20 protein-coding genes and 1 pseudogene are annotated in these 26848 nt (G+C 64.4%); 10 read left to right on the forward strand and 11 right to left on the reverse strand.

Translation table 11 applies throughout. The annotated features are described in order from the left end of the window. Positions 1-2 precede the first annotated feature (2 nt). The 3 genes from rpe to X773_RS68985 all read right to left on the reverse strand — a co-directional run bounded on the left by rpe (position 3) and on the right by X773_RS68985 (position 6554). Positions 3-680 carry a ribulose-phosphate 3-epimerase gene (rpe, locus tag X773_RS68975; protein ID WP_023679848.1) on the reverse strand — a complete coding sequence of 226 codons (678 nt, stop codon included), beginning with the start codon at positions 678-680 and terminating at the stop codon, positions 3-5. A gap of 221 nt (positions 681-901) precedes the next feature. After that, complete coding sequence (locus X773_RS68980) at positions 902-4582, reverse strand: hypothetical protein (protein ID WP_031212746.1); 3681 nt, start codon at positions 4580-4582, stop codon at positions 902-904. A 10-nt stretch (positions 4583-4592) separates the two neighbouring features. Beyond that, complete coding sequence (locus X773_RS68985; protein ID WP_023679850.1) at positions 4593-6554, reverse strand: hypothetical protein; 1962 nt, start codon at positions 6552-6554, stop codon at positions 4593-4595. Between the two features lie 571 nt (positions 6555-7125). On the opposite strand from X773_RS68985, the gene dnaK reads away from it, so the two are divergent. The 6 genes from dnaK to X773_RS69015 all read left to right on the forward strand — a co-directional run bounded on the left by dnaK (position 7126) and on the right by X773_RS69015 (position 12793). Then, the gene (dnaK, locus tag X773_RS68990) at positions 7126-9042 is read left to right on the forward strand and encodes a molecular chaperone DnaK (RefSeq protein WP_023679851.1); all 1917 of its coding nucleotides are present in this window, start codon (positions 7126-7128) and stop codon (positions 9040-9042) included. A gap of 213 nt (positions 9043-9255) precedes the next feature. Continuing rightward, positions 9256-10386, forward strand: a complete 1131-nt coding sequence (gene dnaJ, locus X773_RS68995) for a molecular chaperone DnaJ (protein ID WP_023679852.1) — start codon at positions 9256-9258, stop codon at positions 10384-10386. 117 nt (positions 10387-10503) lie between these two features. Beyond that, positions 10504-11109 carry a phospholipid N-methyltransferase PmtA gene (pmtA, locus tag X773_RS69000; RefSeq protein ID WP_023679853.1) on the forward strand — a complete coding sequence of 202 codons (606 nt, stop codon included), beginning with the start codon at positions 10504-10506 and terminating at the stop codon, positions 11107-11109. Positions 11110-11169: 60 nt separating this feature from the next. Next, positions 11170-11766, forward strand: a complete 597-nt coding sequence (locus X773_RS69005; RefSeq protein WP_023679854.1) for an NADPH-dependent FMN reductase — start codon at positions 11170-11172, stop codon at positions 11764-11766. Continuing rightward, a complete protein-coding gene (gene pyrF / locus X773_RS69010) occupies positions 11763-12476 on the forward strand; it encodes an orotidine-5'-phosphate decarboxylase (protein ID WP_023679855.1) in 714 nt (237 codons plus the stop codon). Before X773_RS69005 ends, pyrF begins: the two co-directional genes overlap by 4 nt. A gap of 29 nt (positions 12477-12505) precedes the next feature. Next, positions 12506-12793, forward strand: a complete 288-nt coding sequence (locus X773_RS69015) for a DUF1330 domain-containing protein (RefSeq protein ID WP_023679856.1) — start codon at positions 12506-12508, stop codon at positions 12791-12793. On the opposite strand, the gene X773_RS69020 is transcribed toward X773_RS69015, so the two are convergent. The 6 genes from X773_RS69020 to X773_RS69045 all read right to left on the reverse strand — a co-directional run bounded on the left by X773_RS69020 (position 12790) and on the right by X773_RS69045 (position 19284). Continuing rightward, complete coding sequence (locus X773_RS69020) at positions 12790-13848, reverse strand: hypothetical protein (protein ID WP_031212748.1); 1059 nt, start codon at positions 13846-13848, stop codon at positions 12790-12792. The two genes, X773_RS69015 and X773_RS69020, sit on opposite strands and share 4 nt — an antisense overlap. A 267-nt stretch (positions 13849-14115) precedes the next feature. Beyond that, positions 14116-14997 (reverse strand): SMP-30/gluconolactonase/LRE family protein, encoded by an 882-nt coding sequence (locus X773_RS69025; protein WP_023679859.1) that lies wholly within the window; start codon positions 14995-14997, stop codon positions 14116-14118. Beyond that, positions 14997-15635, reverse strand: a complete 639-nt coding sequence (locus tag X773_RS69030; protein WP_023679860.1) for a 2-dehydro-3-deoxy-6-phosphogalactonate aldolase — start codon at positions 15633-15635, stop codon at positions 14997-14999. The genes X773_RS69025 and X773_RS69030 overlap by 1 nt, the downstream gene beginning before the upstream one ends. Further along, positions 15632-16585, reverse strand: coding sequence for a 2-dehydro-3-deoxygalactonokinase (locus X773_RS69035; RefSeq protein WP_023679861.1), 954 nt, complete (start codon positions 16583-16585; stop codon positions 15632-15634). The genes X773_RS69030 and X773_RS69035 overlap by 4 nt, the downstream gene beginning before the upstream one ends. Continuing rightward, positions 16582-17349 carry an SDR family oxidoreductase gene (locus tag X773_RS69040; protein WP_023679862.1) on the reverse strand — a complete coding sequence of 256 codons (768 nt, stop codon included), beginning with the start codon at positions 17347-17349 and terminating at the stop codon, positions 16582-16584. Before X773_RS69040 ends, X773_RS69035 begins: the two co-directional genes overlap by 4 nt. A gap of 132 nt (positions 17350-17481) precedes the next feature. Beyond that, on the reverse strand, positions 17482-19284 hold the full coding sequence (locus X773_RS69045; protein WP_023679863.1) for a hypothetical protein: 1803 nt from the start codon (positions 19282-19284) through the stop codon (positions 17482-17484). A gap of 130 nt (positions 19285-19414) precedes the next feature. On the opposite strand from X773_RS69045, the gene X773_RS69050 reads away from it, so the two are divergent. The 4 genes from X773_RS69050 to X773_RS69065 all read left to right on the forward strand — a co-directional run bounded on the left by X773_RS69050 (position 19415) and on the right by X773_RS69065 (position 23662). Then, positions 19415-20422 carry a glycosyltransferase gene (locus X773_RS69050; protein ID WP_031212751.1) on the forward strand — a complete coding sequence of 336 codons (1008 nt, stop codon included), beginning with the start codon at positions 19415-19417 and terminating at the stop codon, positions 20420-20422. Positions 20423-20429: 7 nt separating this feature from the next. Then, positions 20430-20804: a GtrA family protein gene (locus X773_RS69055; RefSeq protein WP_023679865.1), complete on the forward strand. Its 375-nt coding sequence runs from the start codon at positions 20430-20432 to the stop codon at positions 20802-20804. 218 nt (positions 20805-21022) lie between these two features. After that, positions 21023-21964, forward strand: a complete 942-nt coding sequence (gshB, locus tag X773_RS69060; RefSeq protein ID WP_023679866.1) for a glutathione synthase — start codon at positions 21023-21025, stop codon at positions 21962-21964. Between the two features lie 168 nt (positions 21965-22132). After that, on the forward strand, positions 22133-23662 hold the full coding sequence (locus tag X773_RS69065; RefSeq protein WP_023679867.1) for a YifB family Mg chelatase-like AAA ATPase: 1530 nt from the start codon (positions 22133-22135) through the stop codon (positions 23660-23662). A 251-nt stretch (positions 23663-23913) separates the two neighbouring features. Here X773_RS69065 and X773_RS69070 read toward each other — a convergent pair whose 3' ends face one another. Then, positions 23914-26085, reverse strand: a complete 2172-nt coding sequence (locus X773_RS69070) for a malate synthase G (protein ID WP_023679868.1) — start codon at positions 26083-26085, stop codon at positions 23914-23916. Between the two features lie 256 nt (positions 26086-26341). Then, positions 26342-26848: pseudogene (locus X773_RS0139435) on the reverse strand (hydantoinase/oxoprolinase family protein); the annotation flags it as partial.

The following is a 26848-nucleotide window of genomic DNA, read 5'->3' on the forward strand; positions in this document are numbered from 1 at the left end:
GGTCAGCCGGCCGCCTTGTCCGCCGCCGCCCTGATTGCCTCGATATTTGCCCGGTAGGCCTCGACGCTGCCGCCCTTGAAGATGGCCGCACCAGCGACCAGCACGCTGGCGCCGGCGGCGGTGACCAGGGGCGCAGTTTCAGGCGAAATGCCGCCGTCGATCTCGATCCGGATCGGCCTGTCACCGATCAGCGCCTTCACCCGCTTCACCTTGTCTACGATCGCCGGAATGAAGGCCTGGCCGCCGAAGCCCGGATTGACCGTCATGATCAGGATAAGATCGAGCCGGTCGAGCACGTATTCGATCATCGTCTCCGGTGTCGCCGGGTTGAGCGACACACCGGCCTTCTTGCCAAGGTTTTTGATCGTCTGCAGCGAGCGGTCGAGATGCGGCCCGGCTTCGGCGTGCACCGTGATGCCGTCGCACCCGGCCTCGGCGAAGGCGGCCAGATAGGGGTCGGCGGGGGCGATCATCAGATGGCAGTCGAAGAAGGCCTTGGTGCGGTTGCGAATCGCCTTGATCACCGGCGGCCCGAAGGTGATGTTGGGGACGAAATGCCCGTCCATGACGTCGAGATGGATCCAGTCGGCGCCGGCGGCCGCCACCGCCTCGACCTCGTCGCCGAGCTTCGAGAAATCGGACGCCAGCACCGATGGCGCGATCAGGGTTTTTTTGCTCATGACGCGGTCTTCCCGAACGCCTCGGTTTACGGACCCTCTGTATCGCCTGCCTAGACCATGAGTCGAGTCCGGAAAGTGGAAGCCGGTTTGTCCTTCCGCTGATGCCACGGCTTCAGGTTTTCGCTGCTCTTTCATCTGCCAGCCAAAGAAAAACCCCGCCGGATCGCTCCGGCGGGGTTTTCTTGATCGAACCATCACCGTTTGAAGTTCCGTGCGCGATCCTATTGCTCGATCTGCGGCTTGCGCCTTGGCACGACCTGCTGAAGAACCTTTGGATTCAGCAGCAGGTTCGGTTTGCGGATCGGCTGGCACTGGCCATTGATCGGCCGCGCGCCCGGTGCGCATTCCAACCGTGGTTTGCGGCAGGCGCCGTCGCGCAGCTCTGTCCCACGCGGGCAGACGCATACGCCACGCTTGTTGTGGATCTGGCCTGGTATCGGGCACTCCACCACAACAGGCTTCTTGCGCCTGCAGGCATTGCCTTGCACTTCCGTGCCCCTCGGGCAGACGCAATCGCCAGCGGCATTGTGGATCTGACCACGAATGGTGCACTGCTCCGGCTTCGGCTGGATTGGCCGGCAGGCATTGCCCCTGACTTCCGTACCCCGCGGGCAGACGCAATCGCCAGCGGCGTCGTGGATCTGGCCACGGATGGTGCACTGCTCGGGCCTTGGCTGGATTGGCCGGCAGGCATTGCCTCTGACTTCGGTGCCCCGCGGGCAGGCGCAATCGCCAGCAGCGTCGTGGATCTGGCCACGGATGGTGCACTGCTCGGGCTTCGGCTCTTTCCCCACGCAAGCGCCGTTCTCCAGCTCGGTTCCGCGCGGACAGACGCAGCGTCCGTCTTCGGTGCGGATCTGGCCTTTGAGCAGAACGCAAGGTTTTGGCTTCGGCACGATGACCGTGCCGCCCCCGGACGAGCATTGGCCATTGCGGAAGGTCGTGCCGGGCGGGCAGACGCAGTTGCCGGCGTCGTTCATGACGAAGCCTTGCGAGCATTCCTTCTTCACCTCATTCCTGATGGTGAAGGGATGGCAGGCATAGGCCTTGCCACGATCACCCTGCACGTCGGCCGCACCGCGGGACAACACGTCGCCACCGCCTTGCACCGGCGTGTTCGGAGACAGCACGCCGACGCAGTTCTGACCATTGACCGTGCCCTGCAGATTTGCCAGGCGACCGTCGTCGGGAAGCACCACGGTCACGTTGTGAACGTGGCTTTCCCCCGAGCCGATCGTCAAATTGGCAATGCAGGAGGCAGGCAAGGTTGCCGGCTCCGGCGAGCAGCCGAAGGGCGGATCGATCGAGGTGATCGCAACGCCCTCCAGCCGGCCGAGGCCTTCGACGCCGATGGCATCGCCGATGCGAACCGGGCCAGAGAAGGCGCTCGCCCCATCGTTCGTGATGGTGATCTCGAACGAGCAGGGCTGGCCGGGCTTGCACTCGGCATCACCGGTCTTCTCGACGCGGATGGTCGAGGCGCCGCCGCCCTTGGCGCAGGCCTGGCCGATCGGATAGACGATGTCGTCTCCCGGAGCCGGGCCGTAGGAGCCGCGTGCGCAGTTCTCGAATTCGCCGTTCGCGGCAACCGTCAGGTCGAAATGGCGGCTGGTTCCAGGCGTCATAACAGCGCCAGGAATCTGGCAGGACAGTGTGTTGGCCGGAAGCGGTCCGCAAGCCCATTCCGCGCCGTCTGGGGTGACGGTCTGGATCTGGACCGGCGCTCCGCCGGCTATCAGCGTCGCGGCATCGTTGACCCGTACCGGACCGGTCGGGGCAATGGTGCCGAGGCTGATGACGGTAATGCGGCAGGAAACGACCGCAGCACCGGCCAGCGAGGCATTGCATACCTTGGTGATGCGCAGGGCCGGCTGGCCGCCATTCGGATGACGGATGCGTTCCTTGGCGCAGGCCCTGTTGTTGGTGATGTCGTTCTCACCGGGAATAGCCTTCACCTCGGCGCAGTTCTCGACACTGTCGGGCCGGTAGTTGGCCGGCATCACCGCCCTGACGAAGATCGGCGTCGAGGCGCCAGGCAACAGCACGATGCCGGCGGTGTCGCAGCGGAACTGGCCGGGGCCGTTCGGTCCGCATGTCCATGGCGGCGTCGGGCCGAAGGTCGAGGATGCCGGCGCGCCGCCCGGATAGGTATCGACGACCGTCAGCGGCCCATTATAGGGGACGCTGCCATTGTTGATTATGTCGACCACGAAGGTGCAGACGCCATCGGCCGAACAGAATTCGGTGCGGGCGCGCTTCTTCAGGATCAGGTCGACCTTCTTCTCCACCGGCGGCCGGCAGTCGCGGTCACGATCGCCACGCCGGCAGACCGGGATCGATGCACAGCCGCGATCGTTTTGCTGGCTGCCGAAAAGCGGCTTGCCGCTGGCGCCGTAATTGTAAGTGGCGCAGTTGCGCAAGACGCTGCCTCGCCAGCCTGCGGCCGGCTTGAAGCCGAGCTTGAGGTCGACAGAGGCACCCGGATTGAGCGTGGTCACCAGATGAGTGCAAATCATCGGGGTGGTTCCAGGCGCGCAGACCCAAGGCGGGTTCGGCCCTGAATCGAGGGTGGAGCCGGCCGGCAGGGTGACTTCGTCGAGCACGATCTTGCCGTGGTAGGGTGCATCGCCGACATTGGTGACCCTGATGGTGAAGTCGCAGCCGCCGCCCATCGTGCAACGTTGCACGTCGGCGCGCTTTTCGACTTTCAGATCCGGTTCCTTGTCCTTCGGCGGGCAGCGCTGATCACGTGGGATGACGATATCGATGGTCTGCGTACAGCACCGGCCCCAGCCCTCCCTCGGGCCGGCATAGGTTTCGATACCGGTGACGATGATGTGGATGACGTCGCCGGGTGAAGCGCCGACGATCTTCCAATTGAGCACACCGCCGCCGGCCGGCACCAATTGCGTGTCGGGAATGATGGTGATGCCGGGTGTCGTCGTCGAAAGCTGCACCCATTTGCCGGCCATCTCTGGGCCGACCGGCATGTGGTAGATGAAGGCGCCGCCGCCGGGCAAGCAATCGACCGTGCCGCGCTCCACCTTGAAGCATTCCTTGCCGGGAGGTGGAGGCGGCGGGTTGCACCTGGTGACGTCGATCTTGATCGACGTCTTTGCACCCGTGAGATAATTGCCGTCGTCCGGCTTGCCCGGATCCTGCGACGGGATTTCGATGCCGGCGCCGCGTTCGCGGCTCACCTTAACCGCGCCCTGGTTGTGAACGATCGTCGGCGACGGAAACGCCGCATGGTCGATCTTGGCGGTGATCTGGAACGTGATGACGCGCTGGTTCGCAGCGCCGATGCCGTCGAGATCGCTGGCGGAAATCCGGAAATCGGACACCGTCGCGGTATCGTCCGGGCCAGCCGAACTGCTGATCGCAGCGCCGGGCAGCGGTCCGCCGGACGCATCGGTGCCGTCGCCGGTCACATGCACGCCGACGATGCGCAGGCCGTGCGGGAGCTGGTCCCTGAAATCGAGCCTGACCTTTTTCAGCATGGCGGCGAGGTCCGGGCTGGCAAAACCCTGCGGATTGCCGCGCAAGCCAAAGCTCAGCGAGTATACGACATAGTCGCAGCCTCTCTGGGTGCCTTTCTTGGTGAAGAAGGGCACGATCCGGCCCGGCTCCGGATTGACGGTGCGAGGATTGTCGAAATCGAGCCTGGGATCTGGAACGGCAGTGTAGATGCCCGCATCGGCAGGCTTGGTCTTGGCCGGAGCAAGGTCTTCAGCGAAGCCTTGCAGCGGACTCAGCATGGCGACCGCGATACCGGCCGCCATCAGCCAGCGCACGCCGCGCCTGGCGAGTGACAGGGGTTTCATGATGGTCTCCATGACGGATGATTGTTTGCCGGTTGATGGGCTGCTTGTCGCAGGCGGGAAAAATGCGAGATTGCTCATCTTCCCCTCCTCACGGTTCGCAGCTGACGGCTGGGGTTCTGAGCCGCAAGGTCATCTTGCAGCAAGGGTAGTAGCCACCCTTGTCGCTATCGGACTGCCTGTAGAAGCAGAGCCCGACATCGACCGTATCGCCAGGGTAATGGCCGGTGATGCCGATCGTGTATGGCGCGCCGGGCGCATGCGACAGAGGTGAAGTCACCCCAACGCCAGGCGTCCTGGACAGAGCCTTGATCGAATCGCCGCCAAAGCCGGCATGGTCATGGAGATAGAGATCGGCCTCGAGGCCGGGGGGCGTGCAGAAATACCTGACATCCTCGACATCAAGGCAAGGAGGCAGATTGCCGGGGGGCGGAAAGTCCGGCGGATAGAACGGTGGCAGATAGCCGCCCGGCACCTGCTCGTAATAGCCGGCACGGCCTTCGCAGGGGCGCCAGACCTCGACGTCGCCGACATGGCCTTCGACTTCCGGGTCTTCGAAATAATTGTCGAAGTCGACGAACCACGCGCCGAAAGGCGGCATGTTGGCCGGCTTGACCAGTGCCGTCGGCGTGATTTGCACGCCGTGCACGGCGAGCGGCCCGCCGGCTGCGAGTTGTTCGGCAAGCTCCGGGTTGTCGCGCAACTTGTCGCCGGTATCGACCAGCGTGTCGGTGCAGACGCCGGTATCGAGATTGCCTTCGGCATCGTAGCCATATTGCAGGTCGAGGCCGCCGGCCGACTGTCGGTTGTCTTGCGGGAAGCCGACCGCATATTCCTGCGGCACTTCCACCCAGGCCGATTCCGTCGCCGGATCGTCCGGATTTTCGCGCCAGTAGCGGATGACCTCACCCTTGCCGGAATCGGCGAACTGGCTGTAGTCGTAGCGGTTCTCCACCGGGCCGCGCTGGGCCAGGTACATGAAGCCCTCGTTGTCGAAGGCGATGTCGGTGACCGCGTAATCCTTGTCGGCCTTGACCGTCAGTTCCCAGCGCGGGTCGCCGGCGAAACTGCCGTCGCCGGCAACGCCCACCGACCAGATCTCCGCCTTATCACCGACCGAATAATAGAGCCGGCCGCCACGATAGGCGACCGACCAGACGCGGCGCTCGTCCTGCGTGTAGCCCCAGCTGTCGGGGTCCTCGCTGTCGAAGGCAGCACCCTGGATGTCAATCACCGAGCCGTCGTCGGCAAGGGCGGCAAGCCCGTGCGCCGGGCGGCCGGCTATGCCGTGGTCGAACGTGTCGAGCAGCGCGCCATTGGCGTCGATGCGGTGGATGAGGCCGGTGTCGAGATCGCTGGCGAAGAACTGGCGGTGGATATTGTCGAAAGTGACGTCGCCGATGCCGGGACCGCTATTGGCGTCGATATCGGCGAATTTCGAGACGGCGCCGGTGATGCCGTCGATCTTCCAGATCGTTCCGGAGCCGCCGCCGTTTTCGGTGCCGAACTGGCCGTCCATGAAGACCGCGTCAGCCGTGCCGCGGCGCTGCCGCTCCGGCCGGCCGTCGGCGTCGCCGTCTGGCGTGACTATGCGGATGCCGTGCAGCGACGTGGCGCCGGCATAGAGGTTTGGAATGGCCGATGGAACGCCGTCGCGCACGCCGTCGTCGTAGGTGATGCCGAACACCTGGCCGATTTGCCCGGCCGTGACCTCGAACGGTGGCGGGGTGAAGACCAATTGGCCAGACGCCGGCCCGCCCAGCCTTGAGACGTCGAAGATGCGCAAGGTCGCGCGCGCCGTGTCGATGAAGGTTTCGTCGACGGGATCGACGCCCGGCGGCAGGCCTTCCTCGAAATTGGGAATGATGGTGCCGGAGAATCCGGTCACTGCCATTGAGCCGGGATAGATGATCTGGGTTTCCTGAGCCTGGGCCGAGCCACCGAGCCAGAGCCCAGCGGCGAGCGCCAAGATCGACAATCCGCTGGCAGCCTGGATGGCGCGGCGCAAACGGCCGGCACGAGAGCGCACGAACGCGCCGTGGTCGCAAGACATGGATCTCCCCCCACAGGTCATGGGAGAAGCATCCGGTCCCGGCGCGCAAATCAGGGCAAGGCGCGGCGTTCCGGCACGTTCATCCCTGATCGAATTGTCTGCTTTCCTCAACGTCACGATACGCCTGCGTCCGCGCAGGGTCAACGGAACCAGCGAAAAGCCCAGCGCATCGACCCGGTCCCGAAGGCGATGGTCGCGCTGAGTTCCTGCTGTTCCCGGAGACCATGGAGCCTCTGGATCTGTGGTCATGGGGCTTTCCTTTCCGGGGCCGCACCACGCGGCACCTGAGCGTCAGTCGCGGGGCGAGGCGGAAAGGTTCATGGGCCGGGGGCCGGGCCGGCTGGATCACCGCCGGAAAATACGGGCCTGCCGGTCCCGAATCCGATCAACCGCGATGAAAGGTGAACGCCTTGCGCAGAATGCTTGCGCGCCACGCAGCCTGTTCTTATATACGCGCCAAGCCGTCCAGCGCCGAATGCCGGTTGCCGGAGCGGAATTTCTTGTGAACAGGGGCTTTCGTCGGAACGCCTGTACGGGTCCTGAGAGCCTGCTTAGCGGAGAGATTAGAGAAATGGCAAAAGTAATCGGTATCGATCTGGGAACAACCAATTCCTGTGTCGCCATCATGGACGGCAAGGAATCCAAGGTCATCGAGAATGCGGAAGGCGCGCGCACGACCCCTTCCATCGTCGCCATCAACAGCGACGGCGAGCGCCTCGTCGGCCAGCCGGCAAAGCGCCAGGCGGTTACCAATCCTGAGAACACCATTTTCGCGGTCAAGCGCCTGATCGGCCGCCGCTACGACGATCCGGTGACGGAGAAGGACAAGAAGCTTGTCCCCTACAAGATCGTCAAGGGCGACAATGGCGACGCCTGGGTCGAGGCCGGCGGCAAGAAGCAGTCGCCTAGCCAGATCTCGGCGATGATCCTGCAGAAGATGAAGGAAACGGCGGAGGCCTATCTCGGCGAGAAGGTCGAGAAGGCGGTCATCACCGTTCCGGCCTATTTCAACGACGCCCAGCGCCAGGCGACCAAGGATGCCGGCAAGATCGCCGGCCTCGAAGTGCTGCGCATCATCAACGAGCCGACGGCGGCCGCGCTTGCCTATGGACTGGACAAGAAGGAAGGCAAGACGATTGCCGTCTATGACCTTGGCGGCGGCACGTTCGATATTTCGGTGCTCGAAATCGGCGACGGCGTGTTCGAGGTGAAGTCGACCAATGGCGACACCTTCCTCGGCGGCGAGGATTTCGACATGCGTCTGGTCGAATATCTGGCAGCCGAGTTCAAGAAGGAACAGGGCATCGACCTGCGGAACGACAAGCTCGCCCTTCAGCGCCTCAAGGAAGCGGCTGAAAAGGCCAAGATTGAGCTGTCGTCCACCACGCAGACCGAGATCAACCTGCCCTTCATCACCGCCGATGCCACCGGCCCCAAGCACCTGACGCTGAAGCTGACGCGGGCGAAGTTCGAGAGCCTGGTCGAGGATCTCGTCCAGCGCACGATCGATCCTTGCAAGGCGGCGCTCAAGGATGCCGGCCTGAAGGCCGGCGAAATCGACGAAGTCGTCCTGGTCGGCGGCATGACCCGTATGCCCAAGATCCAGGAGATCGTGAAGCAGTTCTTCGGCAAGGAGCCGCACAAGGGCGTCAACCCGGATGAAGTCGTCGCGTTGGGCGCCGCTATCCAGGCCGGCGTGCTGCAGGGCGACGTCAAGGACGTGCTGCTGCTCGACGTGACGCCGTTGTCGCTCGGCATCGAGACGCTGGGCGGCGTGTTCACTCGGCTGATCGAACGCAACACGACGATTCCGACAAAGAAGAGCCAGGTGTTCTCCACGGCCGAGGATTCGCAGTCGGCGGTGACCATCCGCGTCTTCCAGGGCGAGCGTGAAATGGCCGCCGACAACAAGGCGCTCGGCCAGTTCGATCTGGTCGGCATCCCGCCTGCGCCGCGCGGCGTGCCGCAGATCGAGGTCACCTTCGACATCGACGCCAACGGCATCGTCAACGTCTCGGCCAAGGACAAGGGCACCGGCAAGGAGCACCAGATCCGCATCCAGGCGTCCGGCGGCCTTTCGGACGCCGACATCGAGAAGATGGTCAAGGACGCCGAGGCCAATGCCGAAGCCGACAAGAAGCGGCGCGCGCTGGTCGAGGCCCGCAACCAGGCCGAGGCGCTGGTGCATTCCTCGGAGAAATCTCTGAAGGAATACGGCGAGAAGGTTTCCGAGGCCGACCGCACGGCGATTGCCGATGCGATCGCGGCGCTGAAGACCGCTGCCGAAGGCGACGATGTGACCGAGATCGAGGCCAAGACGCAGACGCTCGCCGAAGTCTCGATGAAGCTCGGCCAGGCCATGTACGAGGCTTCGCAGAAGGAAGCCGCCGAGGCCGACGCCAAGGCTGATGCCGCCAAGGACAGTGACGTCGTCGATGCCGACTTCGAGGAAATCGACGAAGACGACGAGAAGAAGAAGTCGGCCTGAACCGCCTGACGGTACAGGTAAGGGAAAAAGCCCGGCGCACAGCCGGGCTTTTTTGCAACCCTTTGCCGGAAAAACGCTGAGCTGCCCGAAAAAATGCGGACAAAGCCTCGTAGACACTGGCATCGCGGCTCCATCACACCTAAATCGGAACAGCGTGCCGGCAAACGACGCAACGATGCTTCAAGACGTTGACTATCCGGACTGCGGGAAAACATGAAAGCTGATTTTTACGAAACGCTAGGCGTGCAAAAGGGCGCCGACGAGAAGGAGCTCAAGAGCGCTTTTCGCAAGCTCGCCATGCAGTTCCATCCCGACCGCAACCCAGGCGACCATGCCTGCGAGCACAAGTTCAAGGAAATCAACGAAGCCTATGAGACACTGAAGGACCCGCAGAAGCGCGCCGCCTATGATCGCTTCGGCCACGCCGCCTTCGAGCACGGCGGTATGAATGGCGGGGCGCAAGGCTTTGGCGCCGGCGGTTTCGCCGACATTTTCGAAGACATTTTCGGCGACATGATGGGCGGGCGCCAGCGCCGCTCGTCCGGCGGCCGCGAGCGCGGCGCCGACCTGCGCTACAATATGGAAATTACGCTGGAAGAGGCATTTTCCGGCAAGACCGCGCAGATTCGGGTGCCAGCCTCGATCTCCTGCTCGGAATGCTCGGGCAGCGGCGCCAAGCCTGGCACCCAGCCCGTCACCTGCTCGATGTGCAACGGCCACGGCAAGGTGCGCGCCACGCAAGGCTTCTTCTCGATCGAGCGCACCTGCCCGCAATGCCAGGGGCGCGGCCAGACCATCAAGGATCCGTGCCCGAAATGCGCCGGCCAGGGCCGTGTCACCGAGGAGCGCTCGCTGTCGGTAAACATCCCTGCCGGCATCGAGGATGGCACCCGCATCCGGCTGGCCAATGAGGGCGAGGCCGGCCTGCGCGGCGGCCCGTCGGGCGATCTCTACATCTTCCTCGCGGTCAAGCCGCACGAATTCTTCCAGCGCGACGGGGCCGATCTTTATTGCAAGGTGCCGATCTCGATGACGACGGCAGCGCTTGGCGGCTCGTTCGAGGTGACGACACTGGACGGTACCCAGACGAAGGTGAAGGTGCCGGAAGGCACCCAGAACGGTCGCCAGTTCCGCCTCAAGGGCAAGGGCATGCCGGTGCTGCGCCAGCCCAATATCGGCGACCTCTACATCCAGACCGTGGTTGAGACGCCGCAGAACCTTTCGCGCCGTCAGCGCGAATTGCTGGAGGAATTCGAGCAGCTTTCCTCAAAGGACAATTCGCCTCAGTCGAGCGGATTTTTCGCCCGCATGAAAGACTTTTTCGAAACGTTCGGCGAGCACTGAAGCTGATCCCTGGAAAACGCTTCCCGAGCGTCATCAACACCTTATCCGGGGATTCGACTTGTCTTGCACCTCGTAACTGTTAAGTAGCATGCGAGGGAGCGTTGAGGAGGACTTTCGATGACGCGTAGTCCCGGACTGCGAAAGACGCTGGCGGAAAAGTTCGACGACGAGCTGAAGTTCTTCAAGGGCTGGATCGACAAGCCGAAGGCGGTCGGTTCGATCGTCCCGACCAGTTCCATCACCGCAGGCAAGATGGCCTCGATCGTCGATCCGACATCCGGCCTGCCGGTGCTCGAGGTCGGGCCCGGTACAGGCGTCATCACACGCGCCATCCTCGCCCAGGGCATAAAGCCTGAGAACCTCTACGCGGTCGAATATTCCACTGATTTCGTGCGCCATCTGCGCCAGCTTTATCCAGGCGTCAACGTCATCGAGGGCGACGCCTTCAATCTCGACGCGACGCTTGGCGACAAGCGCGACCTGATCTTCGATTCTGTGATATCGGGCGTGCCGCTGCTCAATTTCCCTGTCGCCCAGCGCATCGCCTATGTCGAGAGCCTGCTCGACCGTATCCCGGCGGGCCGGCCGATCGTGCAGCTGACTTACGGGCCGCTGTCGCCGATCCCGCCGGGCCGCGGCGACTATACGGTCGAGCATTTCCATTTCGTCATCCGCAACATTCCGCCGACGCAGCTTTGGATCTACCGACGCGGGGCCGCATGAATTGAAGCGTTGGGTTTGAATAGCACTTGTCTTATACCCATCGGGTGACAAGGCAGACCCATGGCTGTGATCCCGAAAATTCTCGTCGTCGCCGGTTCGTTGCGCAGCGGCGCCTATAGCGGCAGGACCGCCGACGTGGCACAGAAGGAACTTGCCATGCAGGGCGCCGAGGTGACCCGCATCTCGCTCGCCGACTATCCGCTGCCGATCCTCGACCAGGATTTGGAAAAGGACGAAGGCATTCCCGACAACGCCGTCAAGCTCGGCCGGATGATCGCCGCCCATGACGGGCTGCTGATCGCGACGCCCGAATATAACGGCTCCATTCCACCGCTGCTCAAGAACAGCATCGATTGGGTGAGCCAGCTGCGCAAGGATGGCGGCCGGACGTTCAGGCCGCTTGCCGGCAAGGTCGCCGGCCTCTGCTCGTCTTCCAACGGACCCTTCGGCGGGATACGCTGCATCAACCATCTGCGCGCCGTTCTGGTACGCTGCCGGATGGAGGTGGTGACACCGGAGTGTTCGGTGCCGGAGGGCGGCTACGCCTTCGACGACGAGGGCAACTTCCGGGACGAAAGACTACGCCAATCGATGGAGCACCTATGCCGAACGCTGATCGAAACCTCGCGCATGCTGTCGACGCGGATCGAGGCATGATCCCGGACGCCGCGCATGCCGACACGATGCAGGAACGGCTGATCGTCGGCCTCGACCTGCCGACGCTGAAGGAAGCCGAGAAAGCGGTGCGCGAGCTCGACGGGATCGTCTCCTTCTACAAGATCGGTTACCAGCTCGCCTTTGCCGGCGGGCTCGATTTCGCCCGCGAGCTGGCCAGCGGCGGCACTAGGATCTTTCTCGACATGAAGCTCCTCGACATCGATAACACCGTTGCCAAGGGGGTCGACAACATCGCCAGGATGGGCATGAGCATGCTGACCATCCATGCCTATCCGAAGACGATGAAGGCGGCGGTCGAGGCCGCGAGGGGCAGCGACCTTTGCCTGCTCGGGGTCACCGTGCTGACCTCGATGGACGAGCAGGACGTGATCGACGCCGGCTATGAGTATGATCCGCATACACTGGTGCTGAGGCGCTCCGAGCAGGCGCTGCATGCCGGCATGGGCGGCATCGTCTGCTCGGCCGAGGAAGCTGAGGCGGTGCGCCGCATCGTCGGCCCCGACCTGGCGGTCGTGACGCCGGGAATCCGGCCGAAGGGCAGCGACCATGGCGACCAGAAGCGGGTGGTGACGCCGGCGCAGGCGATCCGTAACGGCTCCAGCCATCTCGTCGTCGGCCGGCCGATCGTCGGTGCGGCCGACAGGCGGGCGGCGGCGGAAGCCATCCTTGACGAAATGCGCTCCGCGTAACATCCCCAAAACCATTTCGGAGAAATGCCATGCCCAAGGGATACTGGATCGCTCGCGTCGACGTGCGCGATGCGGAAGGCTACAAGGACTATGTCGCAGCTGCCAAACCGGCCTTCGACCGCTTCGGCGCCAAGTTCCTGGCGCGCGGCGGCGCGCATGAGAAGGCCGAGGGGCCGGGCCGCGACCGCAACGTGATCATCGAGTTTCCGTCGCTTGCGGCGGCGCATGACTGCTACCACTCTCCCGAATACCAGCGCGCCGTCGCGATCCGCCAGAAGGTGGCCGAGGGCGAAATCGTGCTGGTCGAGGGGATTTAGGCGAGAAGCCGGTTCGCCGCTGCCTCCGCCATCGCATCGGCGAGGCTCAAGCCCCATTGCTGGCGACAGTAATCGCGGAAATCGAAGCAGGGCAGGCCGGGGCAGACCTCGAACTCGATGAGGTGGACGCTGTCGTCGGCTTCGACCCGGAAATCGATGGAAAACACATCCCGCAGGCCAAGCCCGACCATCAGGCTTTCGGCGATGTTGCGGATCCTTGCATCAGCCAGAGGCTGGCTGCCGGCGACCGGCAGCAGCAACGGCTCGGCGTAATTTCCCGTGGCTTTGGCCGCTTCGCCGGTATTGCCGTAAAGCGCCAGGCTGTCCTGCATGGTCTGGAAATCGCCGCCTGAATCGACAAAGGCGATGCCCAGCGCCTCGACGCCGGTATCCGGCCTCAATCCGAGAAAACTGGCGCGCGCGTTGCGGCCGGCGACATAGGGCTGGACGACGACATCGTCGCGATAGGCGGCGAAGACGCGCCGGCTAAGCTCCAGCGCATGGCCGAGATCGTGGCAGCGCGAATCGGGCCAGATACCGATCTTGGCGCCGAGCCGGTTCGGCTTGACGAACCAGCCGGCGGGCGAAGCCGGCGGCGCGACCAGCCAGGCGCCGTCACGGGCAAGGCCCGCCTGCGGCACCGGCAAGCCGAACGCGCCGAGCACGGCGCCTGAACGGAACTTGTCCTGGCAGAGCGCGAAAAGCGCATCGTCGGCGCCGATCGCCTCCAGGCCGTTCAGCCGTGCCAGAGCTGGTGCCGCGCCGCCGCGGAAATAGGCGATGCCGTCGGTCAGCGTCCAGACTAGCGTGGTCTTCGGGTCCTCGCCGGCGAGAACGCTTGCGGCGTCGTCGAGCGCCACCGGCGCAAACGACGGGCCGCGCTTCTGGCAAGCGGCGGCAAGTGCGTCGAATTCAGCAGCGATATCGGTCGATTGCGCCAGATAGGAGGCAATTTCGGCGGCACGCTCCGGCACGTGGTTATCGGCAACCAGCCGATCGAAGCAAGCCTTTTCTGGCTCGTAGACAAGGATCAGCTTCGGCTTGCGGCTTGACATGATCGAACGATTTCCCGGCAGCACGATTGCTAAAGCAATTCCAGGAAAAGTGTGAAACGGTTTTCCGTCCGGAATTGCGTCAAAACAAAGAGATAGAGCGGTTCAGCGTTCCCGCGAAACGATGAACCGTTCTAGCATCGCACGGCGAATGCATTCGGCTTTCGCGGAACCGACGTCAGCCGGACGCCTGCACGACAGCAACGGCGCCATCTTCCTGTTTGACCATGATCTTTTCCGAAAACCGGTTCCCACTTTTCGGGATCATGGTCAGCCAATCAGCACACGCGGCTCGAAGCGACCATTGACTGGAATGTCGAGCATAAATGTCATGCCGGCTTGCGGGTCGAGCAGGCGCTGCTTCTCGCTCTTGCCCGACCAGGCGGAGGTGACCGCCAGCCGGTCGGCATTCCTGCCGACGAAAGCCGGACAGGAAGGCTGCGTCGCCGGCATCGCCACCGAACGGACGAGCTTGCCGTCGGGTCCATAGGCTTCGACGACGCTGCCGCCCCAGCAGGCGTTCCACAATATGCCGTCACGGTCGAGCACCGAACCATCGATATAGCCCTTGGCCGAACGGTGGTCGACGAAGACCTTCGGTTCGCCAACCGGCAGGCCGGTCGCCGGATCGCAGCCGACGCGCATCAACAGCCCGGTGCTGGTGTCGGTGTAATAGGCGATCGTCCCATCCTCGGAAAAGCAGATCGAATTGGGCACCGTGACGTCGGCATAGAGCCGGCGCAGCTCGCCCTTGAAGAACCAGTAGATCGAACCGGCGGCCTTCTCCTCGCCCTTGCCCATGGTGCCGACCCAGAGGGCGCCGCAAGGGTGAACGCGTGAATCGTTCGAGCGGGTGACCGTATTGTCGGCCTCGATCGGCGTGTGCAGCGTCAGCTTGCCGGTCGCGACGTCGCGGACATGCAGACCGGTCTCGGTGGCGATCAGCTGGCGTTGGTCGTCGATGATGCAGATGGCGCTGGCCATCTGACCGAGCTCGTGGATTTTGACGGCACCGCCCGACAGGCGCTGTTCGAGGAGCTGGCCGTTGACGATGTCGAACCAGTAGAGCGTGTCGGTGGCAGGGTCATAGCTTGGTCCCTCCCCGAGTTGGCAGACATGGTCGGAAAAAACCGAAACAATGGTCTCGCTCATCATGCCACTCCAAACGCCGCGTCCCAGGCCTGAACTGCGGCTTTCGCTCGCGCTGCCACTTCGTCGACGCTCATGCCCGGCTTGAACAGGCTCGAGCCAAGACCGAAGACGCTGACGCCGGCTGCCTTGTAGCCGGCAAAATCCTTATCCGAAACGCCGCCGACCGCGCCGACCAGCACACTGGCCGGCAGCACCGCGCGCATCGCCGAAATGCCCGCCGCGCCAAGCACGCTCGCCGGGAAGAATTTCAGTGCCGAGGCGCCGAGCCGGATTGCTTGAAATGCCTCGGTCGGCGTGAACACGCCGGGCATCGTCACCATGCCGTAGTGCATGGCACGGCCCATGACCTCGGCATCGATATTGGGGCTGACCAGCAGCCGCCCGCCGGCCTTGTGCAGGCCGTCGACATCGGCGGCGCTGAGCACCGTGCCGGCACCGACCAAGGCTGTTGGAGGAAGCGCTCCGACAATGCTGGCGATGGAGGCGTAAGGATCGGGCGAGTTGAGCGGCACCTCGATCGCTTCGATACCGGCGCCGAAGATCGCCTGGCCGATCGCCACCGCCTCGCTTGGCTTGAGGCCACGCAGGATGGCGACCAGACCCCGCTCGAGCTTTGGAAAAGGTGCGGTCTCTGTCATGCGGCAACTCCATTTCCGGCGATCATGCCATTTTCGCGCGCGGCTTCGGCAAGACCGGCACGCACCGCCTCGTCGGCGTCGACCACCCTGACCGCGAGCCCGGCAAGGCCGAGCGCGTCGGCATAGAGCGTGCCAAGTGCGCCCGACGCGATCAGCACGACGGGCACGGCACTCGCCCCATAACGGCGATTTGCCGAAGCGATCTCGCCGCCGATCAGCAGGCCGGACAGGCACGCGGCGGCATCCTCGGGCTTCAGATCCTGCAGCAGGCTGGCGGCGCGGATCGAGAACAGTCTTGAACCGATGTCACCGCCTTCGGCCAACGCCTTCAGGCACCACTCCCGGAAAAATGGATTTTCGGCGGCAACCGGCTTCGGCGGCTCGCCCAGCGAATGGCGCAGGATCGAGTGCGCGGCCAGCACCGAAAACAGCTCGCCGGTCGGCCAGGTGCCGAAACCGGCAACGGCACCGTCCTCGACCAGCACCCATTTCGAATGCGTGCCAGGCATGCAGACGACATGGCGTCCCTTTGCCGGCAAACCGGCGCCGGCAAGCTGCGTCTCCTCGCCGCGCATGACATCCGGGGCGTCGGCCAGACGCTGGGCAAGGCCGGGCACGATGCGGATGTCGCGGCGCTGGCCGGGGATGCGGGCAGCGCCGGCGAGAATAGCGCCGATCGGCGCCGGCACGCTGACATAGGGCGCCTCCAGCCAGCCCTGGCGCGAACCGGCCATGCCGCAAATGATGACCGGCAGCGCCTCGGCTGCGCCCAGTGCAGCCAGATGCCCTTCAAGAATGGACGAAAATCCTTTAGCCTGGGCGGTGATCAGCCCGTCATCGCCGCGCCGCTCGGCGAGAACCTTGCCGGCGCCGTCGAGCAGCCAGACCCTCATACGGGTGGTGCCCCAGTCGACGGCCGCGACGGAAGCTGCCTTGCTCGATGAGATCACAGGAACCCCCCATCGACGATCAGCATCTGCGCGGTCAGCATGCGTGAGGCATCCGACGCCAGGAACAGCACGGTGCCGACAATGTCTTCCGGCTGCATCACCTCTTTGATGCACTGTTTGGCGACATGAGCGGCGAGCGCTTCTTCGGTGACCCAGAGCTTTCTCTGCCGCTCGGTGATCACCCAGCCGGGCGCGATCGCGTTGACACGGATGCCGTCGACGCCGAGCTTGCCGGCAAGACCCTTGGTGAGACCGACGATGCCGGCCTTGGCGGCGGTGTAGGCCGGCATATCGGGATGGTTGATGAGAAACGACGTCGAGGTGAAGTTGATGATCGAGCCGCCGCCGGCCCGCTTCATGCCCGGCGCCACCGCCTGTGCGCTGAAGAAATGCGGGCGCAGGTTGATGGCATGGTTGTTGTCCCAGAACTCCACCGTGACGTCTTCGACGGCATGACGGTCATCCTGAGCGGCATTGTTGACCAGCACGGTCACGTTGCCATGCGCCTCGGCGGCTTTGGCGATTGATACCCGCAATGCCTCGATGTCGCGTATGTCGGTCTTGAGATAGAACGGCCGCCGGCCGAGCTCCTTGTCTAACCGATCGGCCAGCGCCAGGCTCGGACGGTCGGCGATATCGATGAAGGCGACCTTTGCCCCCTGGCGGACAAAACCTTCGGTCAAGGCAGCACCAATGCCGGAGCCGCCGCCGGTGATCAGCACCGAAGCGCCTTCGAGGTCGGCAAAGCGTGCCGATGGCATCATGAAATTCTCTCCCGGTCCAATGATCGCGGTCGGCCGGCGCGCATCCTATCCAGCCATGTCGGGCGGGCAAGGGCGAAAGAGTGGATTGTCAGGACTTATGTCCGACAAAAGGCCGCACGGGCCGCCGATCGATCAGTTGCCCAGCCGGACGCGGTACAATTCGACGGCGGCTCCGCTGGTCCCGGCAACCGGCTCAAGCCATTCCGGCACGCTGCCGCGCATCAGCCCGGCAAGAAAGCCTGCCGGCGCCTTGGCTGCGAGGAGCTTGCTTTCGGCGCTGCCGGGGCACAGCGCGACGAGGCCGACGTGATGATCCGCCACGACCGTCCTGGCATCGGCATCAGACCCAAGGAAGGCATCGAGCGCCAGCAGGTTGCCGGCGACATTGCGATGATAAGGCCCAGCGAAGACGCGATGTCCGGAATAGGCCAGGATAGGCGATCCGAGATTGGAAATTGCCAGTACGGTGGTGCCGGGCAGGCGGCCGAGTGCCGCAAAGGAGGCCATGCGCTGGCAAGCGACATCGGTGCCGTCGCCATTATCCGCCGTGGTGTTGCTGTCGTCGAAGGCTACCGAGGTCGCCGCGGCAGCCCCAGTCCAGACCGCATTCACCGAAACCAGCCAGACGGCAGCCATGCGCAGCGCCACCCCGCGCGACGCGCTGGCCTCGGCCCGTTGACGCCATTTGGCAATCCAGGCGGCAAGCGGGATGACGGCGAAGGCGATCGAGAATGTCGAACCGCGTACCTGCCAGGCGCTGACGATGAAGGCCACGACAAGCAGCGCGCCGACAAGGCTGTCCTGCCGCCGCCAGCCACCGCGGCCAAGGCGAAGCGCCATCAGCACGAGCGCAATGAGCGGCGTGGCATAGCGCGCCACCACCCCGGCCGGATCTTCAGCGAGCAGCTTGAACAGCGATTGCGCCTCGTCGATGTGATCAAGCCATAGCTCCTTGAGGCGCGGATCGAGGTTGGCGTAGGGCGCTGCCAGGCATTGTGGGAACAACAAGACGACGACAGCGCCCAATAGCAGGGCAAGCAGGCCAAGTGAGGCGATGCGCCGTTGGCGCGTGCGGCCGGCCGGCTCGATCGACGCTATCGCCGCAAGGCCGGTTCCGGCAATCGCCGCGACGACGAACTGCACGGTCGAAAAGGCGTCGCATTGCGCCTGACCCCAGGCAGACGGCGCAATGGTGGCGACAAAGACGAGAGCGGACACGCCGGCAAAGCCGAGGCCGAAATCCCTGGCGATCAGCCTCTCGCCATTGGCGCCGAGGGCGAACAGCATGGCGACAGAGGCGCCGATGGTGGCCACATAAGGGGCGGTCTCCATACCGACCGCCAGCATCAATCCGGCGCACAGGCCGGAGAGCAATGCCGCCGGCCTGCGCATTGGCGCTTCAAGCAATAGGCTCAGGCTGGCCATGCTCAGCATCAGCTGGATATTGTGGTGATCGAGCGCGCCAGGCGAAAAAATGCCAATGAAATACAGTGCGGCAGCGCCGACCACGACAGCGGGCAGCACGGCGCTGTCACCGGCAAAGCTGCGTGCGGCGCGGGCGGTGAAAAACACGGTCAGGCAGAAGAGCAGCGTCGGCCACAGCACTTGCGCAACATTCTCGGCAAAGGCCGCGCTGCCGGTCAGGGCCGATACGGCGATGATGATGGCGGCGATCGGCGCATCGACCAGCCGCGACCAATGCATGACGAAACCGCCTTCCAGGCCCATCCTGTACTGGTGCAGATCGAACCAGCCCTGGCTGGCCAGCATGTCGCGAACTTCGACAAGGCGCAGCAGATTGTCGTTGTCGCCGCCGGCATTGGTCAATTCCGGGAAGCCGGCAAGGGCATTGACGGCAAGTGCCGGCAACGTGGCAAGCAGCGCCAGCGCGATATCGGACCTCCAAATGGAGGCGCCATCGTCGGCTGTGCTCATATCAGGACCTTTGGAAGGAATACGGTGCGGTTTAAACCTAGCCTTAACAGCTTCAATAAATAGTAAAGCCGCCCGAGCGAGGCCGGCGCTTGAGCGGTCAGGGGCCTCACAGGGCATCCGGAGACGAAAAATGCCACAAGAAGTGCGCCATGAGCCGAGCATCGCCGTGCTCCTGCCTTGCTACAATGAGGAGCTGACGATCGGCGAAGTGGTGCGGCGCTTTCGCGAAACGCTGCCTGCCGCCGCGATCTATGTCTACGACAACAATTCGCGCGATCTGACGGCGCTCCGAGCCCGCGCCGCCGGCGCCATCGTGGTGCGCGAGCCGCGCCAGGGCAAAGGCAATGTCGTGCGCCGCATGTTCGCCGACATCGAGGCCGACATCTACCTGATGGCCGACGGCGACGGCACCTATGCGCCGGAGGACGCGCCGCAACTGATCAACACGCTGCTGACCGAGCGCTCCGACATGGTGGTGGGCACCAGGCGCGGCGTCGCCAACGACGCCGGCAGGACAGGCCACGCCTTCGGCAACCGCATCTTCAACAGCCTCTACAAACGTTTGTTCGGCTCGGACTTTACCGATATCTTCTCGGGTTACCGCGCCTTCACCAGGCGCTTCGTCAAGAGTTTTCCCGCCGTTTCCGGCGGTTTCGAGATCGAGACCGAAATGTCGGTGCACGCCTCGCAGCTCAAATTGCCGGTCAGCGAGATCGGACTCGACTATGGCCGCCGGCCGGAAGGCTCCTCGTCGAAGCTGTCGACCTTTCGCGACGGCGCGAAGATCCTGTGGATGTTCGCCATGCTGATGAAGGAGACGCAGCCGCTGCGTTTCTTCGGCGCTTTTTCGGTGTTCTTCCTGGCATCAAGCCTGTTTCTGATGGCGCCGGTGCTGATCGAGTTCGCCGAAACCGGGCTTGTGCCGCGCATGCCGACCTGGGTTCTGTCGGTCGGCCTGCTGCTGCTGTCGATGCTGGCGGCGGTGACCGGGGTGATCCTCGATTCGGTGTCGCGCGGCCGCGCCGAGCAGAAGCGCATCTTCTATCTGTCGATGCCTTCCGGTCGCGTCGAACGTGAACGTGCAAGCGCGCTCGCGACTTTGAAGGCCGGACCGCGCAAGACCCCGCGCGCGGCCTAGAGCCTAGATGGGACGCCTCGCCCGCTTCATTGTCGCCGGCGGCATCGGCTTCGTCGCCGACGCGGGTGCGCTTTGGCTGGTGCTGGCGGCAACGCCGCTTGGCCCCTTGGCAGCCCGCATCATTTCGATCGGTTTTGCGCTGTCCGCCACCTGGCTGATCAACCGCCACCTGACCTTCTCGCCTTCCAGCCGGGGCATCGCGCATGAGGGCGCCCGCTACGGCGGCGTCGGCATTGCCACCAGCGTCGTCAATTATCTCGTCTATTGCGTCATGTTGTTCGCACTGCCGATGGTGTCGCCGCTCATAGCCCTTGCGGTCGCCTCGCTGGTCGCCATGGCGCTGTCCTTCCTCGGCTATTCCAAGCTGGTGTTCGACCGCTGAAGGCACATCGCGTTGGGATCTGCGCCAAGCGAAGCGCAGCCTCATCATGACCTTGGCCGATTGGCAGAGGCCGCCGATTTCCTTATATCGCTGTCGTCGATGCATCGGCCCGAAAAATCGGAATCGATTTTCGGAAAGCACGATGCATGGATTCAAGAAATGTTGGAGCGTACTTTGTGCGTCCAAGTGGATCGCTCCAAGTGCGCCGGAGAGCTGCCATGCCCCTGAAAGTCGCCGTCCAGATGGACCACATCTCCACCGTGTCGGTAGCCGGCGACACGTCGTTTGCACTGTCGCTGGAGGCGCAGCGGCGCGGCCACCAATTGTTCCACTACACGCCCGACCGGCTGTCGCTGCGCGACGGCAAGGTGTTTGCCCGTATCGAGGCGATGCAGGTCCGCGACGAGAAGGGCAATCATTATTCGCTGGGCGAAGAAGTCCGCACCGATCTTTCGGAGATGGACGTCATCCTTTTGCGGCAGGATCCGCCCTTCGACATGAACTACATCACCACCACGCATATTCTCGAGCGCATCCATCCGAAGACGCTGGTGGTCAACGACCCGGCCTGGGTGCGCAACAGCCCGGAAAAGATCTTCGTCACCGAATTTCCCGACCTGATGCCGGACACGCTGATCACCAAGGACCCTCTCGAGGTCGCAGCCTTCCGCAAGGAGTTCGGCGATATCATCGTCAAACCGCTCTACGGCAATGGCGGCGCCGGCATCTTCCACCTGCACGAGGCCGACCGCAACCTCGCCTCGCTGCTCGAAATGTTCGACCAGTTGTTCCGCGAACCCTACATCGTGCAGCGCTACCTCAAGGAGGTGCGGGCTGGCGACAAGCGCATCATCCTGGTTGACGGCGAGCCTGTCGGCGCCATCAACCGGGTACCGGCCGAGCATGATTCCCGCTCCAACATGCATGTCGGCGGCCGCGCCGAAAAGACCGAGCTGACGGCGCGCGAACGCGAGATCTGTGCCCGCATCGGCCCCGCGCTGAAGGAGCGCGGCTTCATCCTTGTCGGCATCGACGTCATCGGCGACTACATGACCGAGATCAACGTGACCTCACCGACCGGCATACGCGAAGTGCAGCGCTTCGGCGGCGCCGACATCGCCAGCCTATTTTGGGATGCCGTCGAGGAGAAGCGCAACTAGCGTACATTGCTTCTGGAAGCGGCCGCGTTCCGGACCATTGCAGCCGTGGCGCTCAGCTGTTCCCCAAATGTTCTTGCCTTCGCCGGAAATCTGTGGTTGTCTCCGGTGACGCCGTTCGCGGCATGATCGCAAAGGCTTGGGGCAAAAGCCTGCATCCGGGGTGAAGACATGGTGGCGCGGGTTCGCACGGTTGCTTTCCAGGGCATCGAGGCCGTGCCGGTCGACGTGCAGGTGATGATCGCGCCGGGCAAGGTCAACATGCACATCGTCGGGCTGGCCGACAAGGCTGTAGCCGAAAGCCGCGAGCGGGTGCAGGCAGCGCTGCATGCATCCGGCCTGTCGATGCCGTCGAAGAAGGTCACCGTCAATCTGGCACCCGCTGACCTGCCCAAGGAAGGCAGCCACTACGATCTGCCGATCGCCCTCGGGCTGATGGCGGCGCTCGGCGCCATTCCGGGCGACATGCTGGCCGGCTATGTCGTGCTTGGCGAATTGTCGCTCGACGGAACCATCGCCGCGGTGGCTGGCGCGCTGCCGGCGGCAATCGGTGCCAACGCCGAAGGCAAGGGCTTGATCTGCCCGTTCGCCTGCGGGCCGGAAGCGGCCTGGGCCGGCAAGGACTTCGACATATTGGCGCCGCGCAGCCTGATCGCCATCGCCAATCATTTTCGCGGCACGCAGGTTCTGTCACGGCCGGAAGCCGGCATCCATGCCGCGGCGCGCGACCTGCCCGACCTTGCCGACATCAAGGGCCAGGAGACCGCCAAGCGGGCGCTGGAGGTGGCGGCCGCCGGCGGCCACAATCTTTTGATGGTCGGACCGCCGGGGTCGGGAAAGTCGATGCTGGCGCAGCGGCTGCCGTCGATCCTACCGCCGCTGGCGCCCAGGGAATTGCTCGAAGTCTCGATGATCGCCTCGGTGGCCGGCGAACTCGGCGAAGGAAAACTCACCGACCGGCGGCCGTTCCGCGCGCCGCATCATTCGGCCTCGATGGCGGCGATGGTCGGCGGCGGGTTGCGCGTACGGCCGGGCGAGGCTTCGCTCGCCCATCACGGCGTGCTGTTCCTCGACGAGTTTCCCGAATTCTCGCCGCAGGCGCTCGATGCGCTGCGCCAGCCGCTCGAGACCGGCGACTGCATGATCGCGCGCGCCAATCATCGCGTTACTTATCCGGCACGTATCCAGCTGGTCGCGGCGATGAACCCGTGCCGCTGCGGCATGGCCGGCGAGCCCGGCTATCGCTGCCTGCGCGGCGACCGCTGCCGCACCGACTACCAGGCGCGCATTTCCGGCCCGCTGCTCGACCGTATCGATCTCAGGATCGAGGTGCCGGCGGTCTCGGCCAGCGATCTGATCCGGCCGGACCGGGCGGAGAAAAGTGCCGCCGTCGCACTACGTGTTGCCCGCGCCCGTACGATCCAGCGCGAGCGCTTCGAGCGGCTCGGCGCGACCGCCACCACCAACGCCCATTGCTCGCCGTCAGTCATCGAGGAGATCGCCATGCCCGATGCCGCCGGCCTGTCGCTGCTGAGGGATGCCAGCGAAAAGCTCGGCTTTTCCGCGCGCGCCTATCACCGCGTCTTGAAGGTGGCGCGGACCCTGGCCGATCTCGAGGCCAGCGAGACGGTCGGCCGCATTCATCTGGCCGAAGCGATTTCGTACCGCATGAGCTCGGAGCGGATGGCGCAGGCGGCGTAGCGTTTTCCCTCCCCCTCGAGGGGAAGGTGGCCGCGAAGCGGCCGGGTGGGGTCGCCGGTGAGACGCTCGGCCTGTCGCATTTCGAAACCGACCGAGGTGCGGAGCGTTGCGATGCTCCTCCTAAGGCGCACCGTCAGAATTGGGTTGGCGCACTGCATTGGCGACCCCACCCGGCCCTTCGGGCCACCCCCCCTCAAGGGGGAGGGAGACGCCGGCGCTTACCCTTGGCCGGCGTGCATCGTGCTTTCGGTTCAGCCGTTATCCCGCGCCTTCAGCTCCAGCCGCCGCGCGTGCAGCACTGGCTCGGTGTAGCCGTTGGCCTGGACGCGGCCCTTGAAGACCAGATCACACGCGGCGAGGAAGGCGATGGACTTGTCGAAATCCGGCGCCATCGGCCGGTAGAGCGGATCGCCTTCGTTCTGGCGGTCGACGATCGCCGCCATGCGTTTCATCGTCTCCATGACCTGCTCGGGCGTGCAGACGCCGTGATGCAGCCAGTTGGCGATGTGCTGCGAGGAGATGCGCAGCGTGGCGCGGTCCTCCATCAGGCCGACGTCGTTTATGTCCGGCACTTTCGAACAGCCGACGCCCTGGTCGATCCAGCGCACGACATAGCCCAGAATGCCTTGCGCGTTGTTGTCGAGTTCCTTCTGGATGTCCGCCTGAGACCAGTTCGGCCGCACCGCGACCGGCACCGACAGGATGTCGTCGAGTTTTGCCTTGGGCCGGCTCTTCAGTGCCGCCTGCACGGCATGGACGTCGACCTTGTGGTAGTGCGTGGCGTGCAGGGTTGCCGCCGTCGGCGACGGCACCCAGGCGGTGTTGGCGCCGGCCTTGGGATGGGCGATCTTCTCGGCCAGCATCGCCGCCATCAGGTCGGGCATCGCCCACATGCCCTTGCCGATCTGGGCGTGGCCGGCCAACCCACATTCCAGCCCGATGTCGACGTTCCAGGCTTCGTAGGCGGCAATCCAGGCGGCCTGCTTCATGTCGCCCTTGCGGATCATCGGGCCGGCTTCCATCGAGGTGTGGATCTCGTCGCCGGTGCGATCGAGGAAGCCGGTGTTGATGAAGACGACGCGTTCTTTCGCGGCGCGGATCGCCTCCTTGAGGTTGACGGTGGTGCGCCGCTCCTCGTCCATGATGCCCATCTTGATGGTGTTTTTGGGCACGCCGAGCAGCGCCTCGACGCGGTCGAAAATCTCGACGGCGAAGGCGACTTCGTCGGGCCCGTGCATCTTGGGCTTTACGATGTACATCGAGCCGGCGCGAGAATTGGCGCGGCGCCCGTTCACGCCGATGTCATGCAGCGCGATCAGCGCCGTCAGCGCCGCATCCATAATGCCTTCCGGCACCTCGTTGGCGTCGCGGTCTGATATCGCCGGATTGGTCATGAGGTGGCCGACATTCCTGACCAGCATCAGCGAGCGGCCGGGCAAGGTCAGCGTGCCGCCATCGGGCGCGGTATAGGTGCGGTCGGGGTTGAGCCTCCGAACAAAGCTCTTGCCGGCCTTGGTGATCTCCTCCGCCAAGTCGCCCTTCATCAGGCCGAGCCAGTTGCGGTAGACCAGCACCTTATCCTCGGCATCGACGGCCGCCACCGAATCCTCGCAGTCCTGGATCGTGGTCAGCGCCGATTCCAGCACGACATCGGCAATGCCGGCCGGATCGGTGCGGCCGATCTGGTTGTTGTGGTCGACAACGATTTCGATGTGCAGGCCGTTCTTGGTGAGCAGCACGGCTTCGGGGTCGGCGGCATCGCCGCGATAGCCGGCAAACTGTCTGAGGTCGGCAAGCGTGGTGGCGCCGGCACCCTCGCCGAGCCGCAACATGCCGTTGGCGACCGAAAGCCCGTTGACGCCGGCCCATTTGCCTGTCGTGAGCGGCACCGCCTCGTCGAAGAAGCTTTTCACCCAGGCGACGACCTTGGCGCCGCGCGCCGGATTGAATTTGTTGCCTCGCTCGGCGCCGGCCGTCTCCGGGATAGCGTCGGTTCCGTAGAGCGCATCGTACAGCGAACCCCAGCGCGCATTGGCGGCATTCAGTGCATAACGCGCGTTCATCACCGGCACCACCAACTGCGGCCCGGCAACCAAAGCGATTTCCGGGTCGACATTTTCGGTGGTCATGCTGAACGCCGGCCCCTCGGGCAGGAGATAGCCGATCTCGCGGAGGAACGTCTTGTAGGCCTCCATGTCGACGGGCGCGCCATTGTCGCGATACCAGCGGTCGAGCTTGTCCTGCATGGCATCGCGCTTTTCGAGCAGCGCCCGGTTTTTTGGCGAGAGATCATGGACGATGGCCGAAAAACCGTTCCAGAATGCCTCCGCCTCGATGCCGGTGCCCGGCATCGCTTCGTTCACGACAAAATCATGAAGCTCGCGGGCAATCCGCAATCCGGCGATCTCGACGCGATCAGTCATCAGGGCTTCTCCAGACGAAAGGCTAGGCCGGGCCTTTGGCATGTCACGGTGGCAGGGTCAATTCAGCTCAGGGTGAAGGTAGGGCGTTTTCGCTGCCGATCTCCCCCCTTGAGGGGGAGATGGCCGGCAGGCCAGAGGGGGTCGCCTCGCGTGGAGTGCAACTCTTCTTTGCACCAAATCGGGTCGCGCTTCATGCGCGGCGACCCCCTCGGTCGCCTTCGGCGACATCTCCCCCTCGAGGGGGGAGATTACGCGCTCACACCGCAATCCTTGGCCTTCCCGACGCCACCGCCACGACATGCGCCTCGATGAACATGCGCTGGCCCTCTACTGTGGAGACGCGGAACTCGCTGGCGATTTCGATCTCGGCACTGTCGGTGCCGGCGTCCTTAGCCCGCCCGGCGGCAATCGCCCGCACATCTTTCTCCGCCGCGGCGATTGCCGCCGCCTCGTCGTTGAAATCGCGCACGCTTTCACCTGAGGCAACGCGGAACAGCCCTTCCTTGGGCTGGCTGACCCGCGCCTCGGCCGATACCCGGACCTGGCCGACGACGGCGCCGAGCGCGTTGGCGACATCGGTATCCTGCGGCACCACGCATCGATTGCCGACCAGCTCGGCCAGGCCGGCATAGTGCAGCGGCGCCGAGGCGCCGAGGCCGATGACCGGACGGTCGAGCGCGACGCTGAGGCGGGCGATGCCGGGATGCGCGTCGACGGCGCGCTGGACCAGGGCATGGGCGACGGTCGCCGCGCCATCCAGCCC

It is taken from the genome of Mesorhizobium sp. LSJC280B00, from assembly GCF_000502835.1.
Taxonomy (GTDB): Bacteria; Pseudomonadota; Alphaproteobacteria; order Rhizobiales; family Rhizobiaceae; genus Mesorhizobium.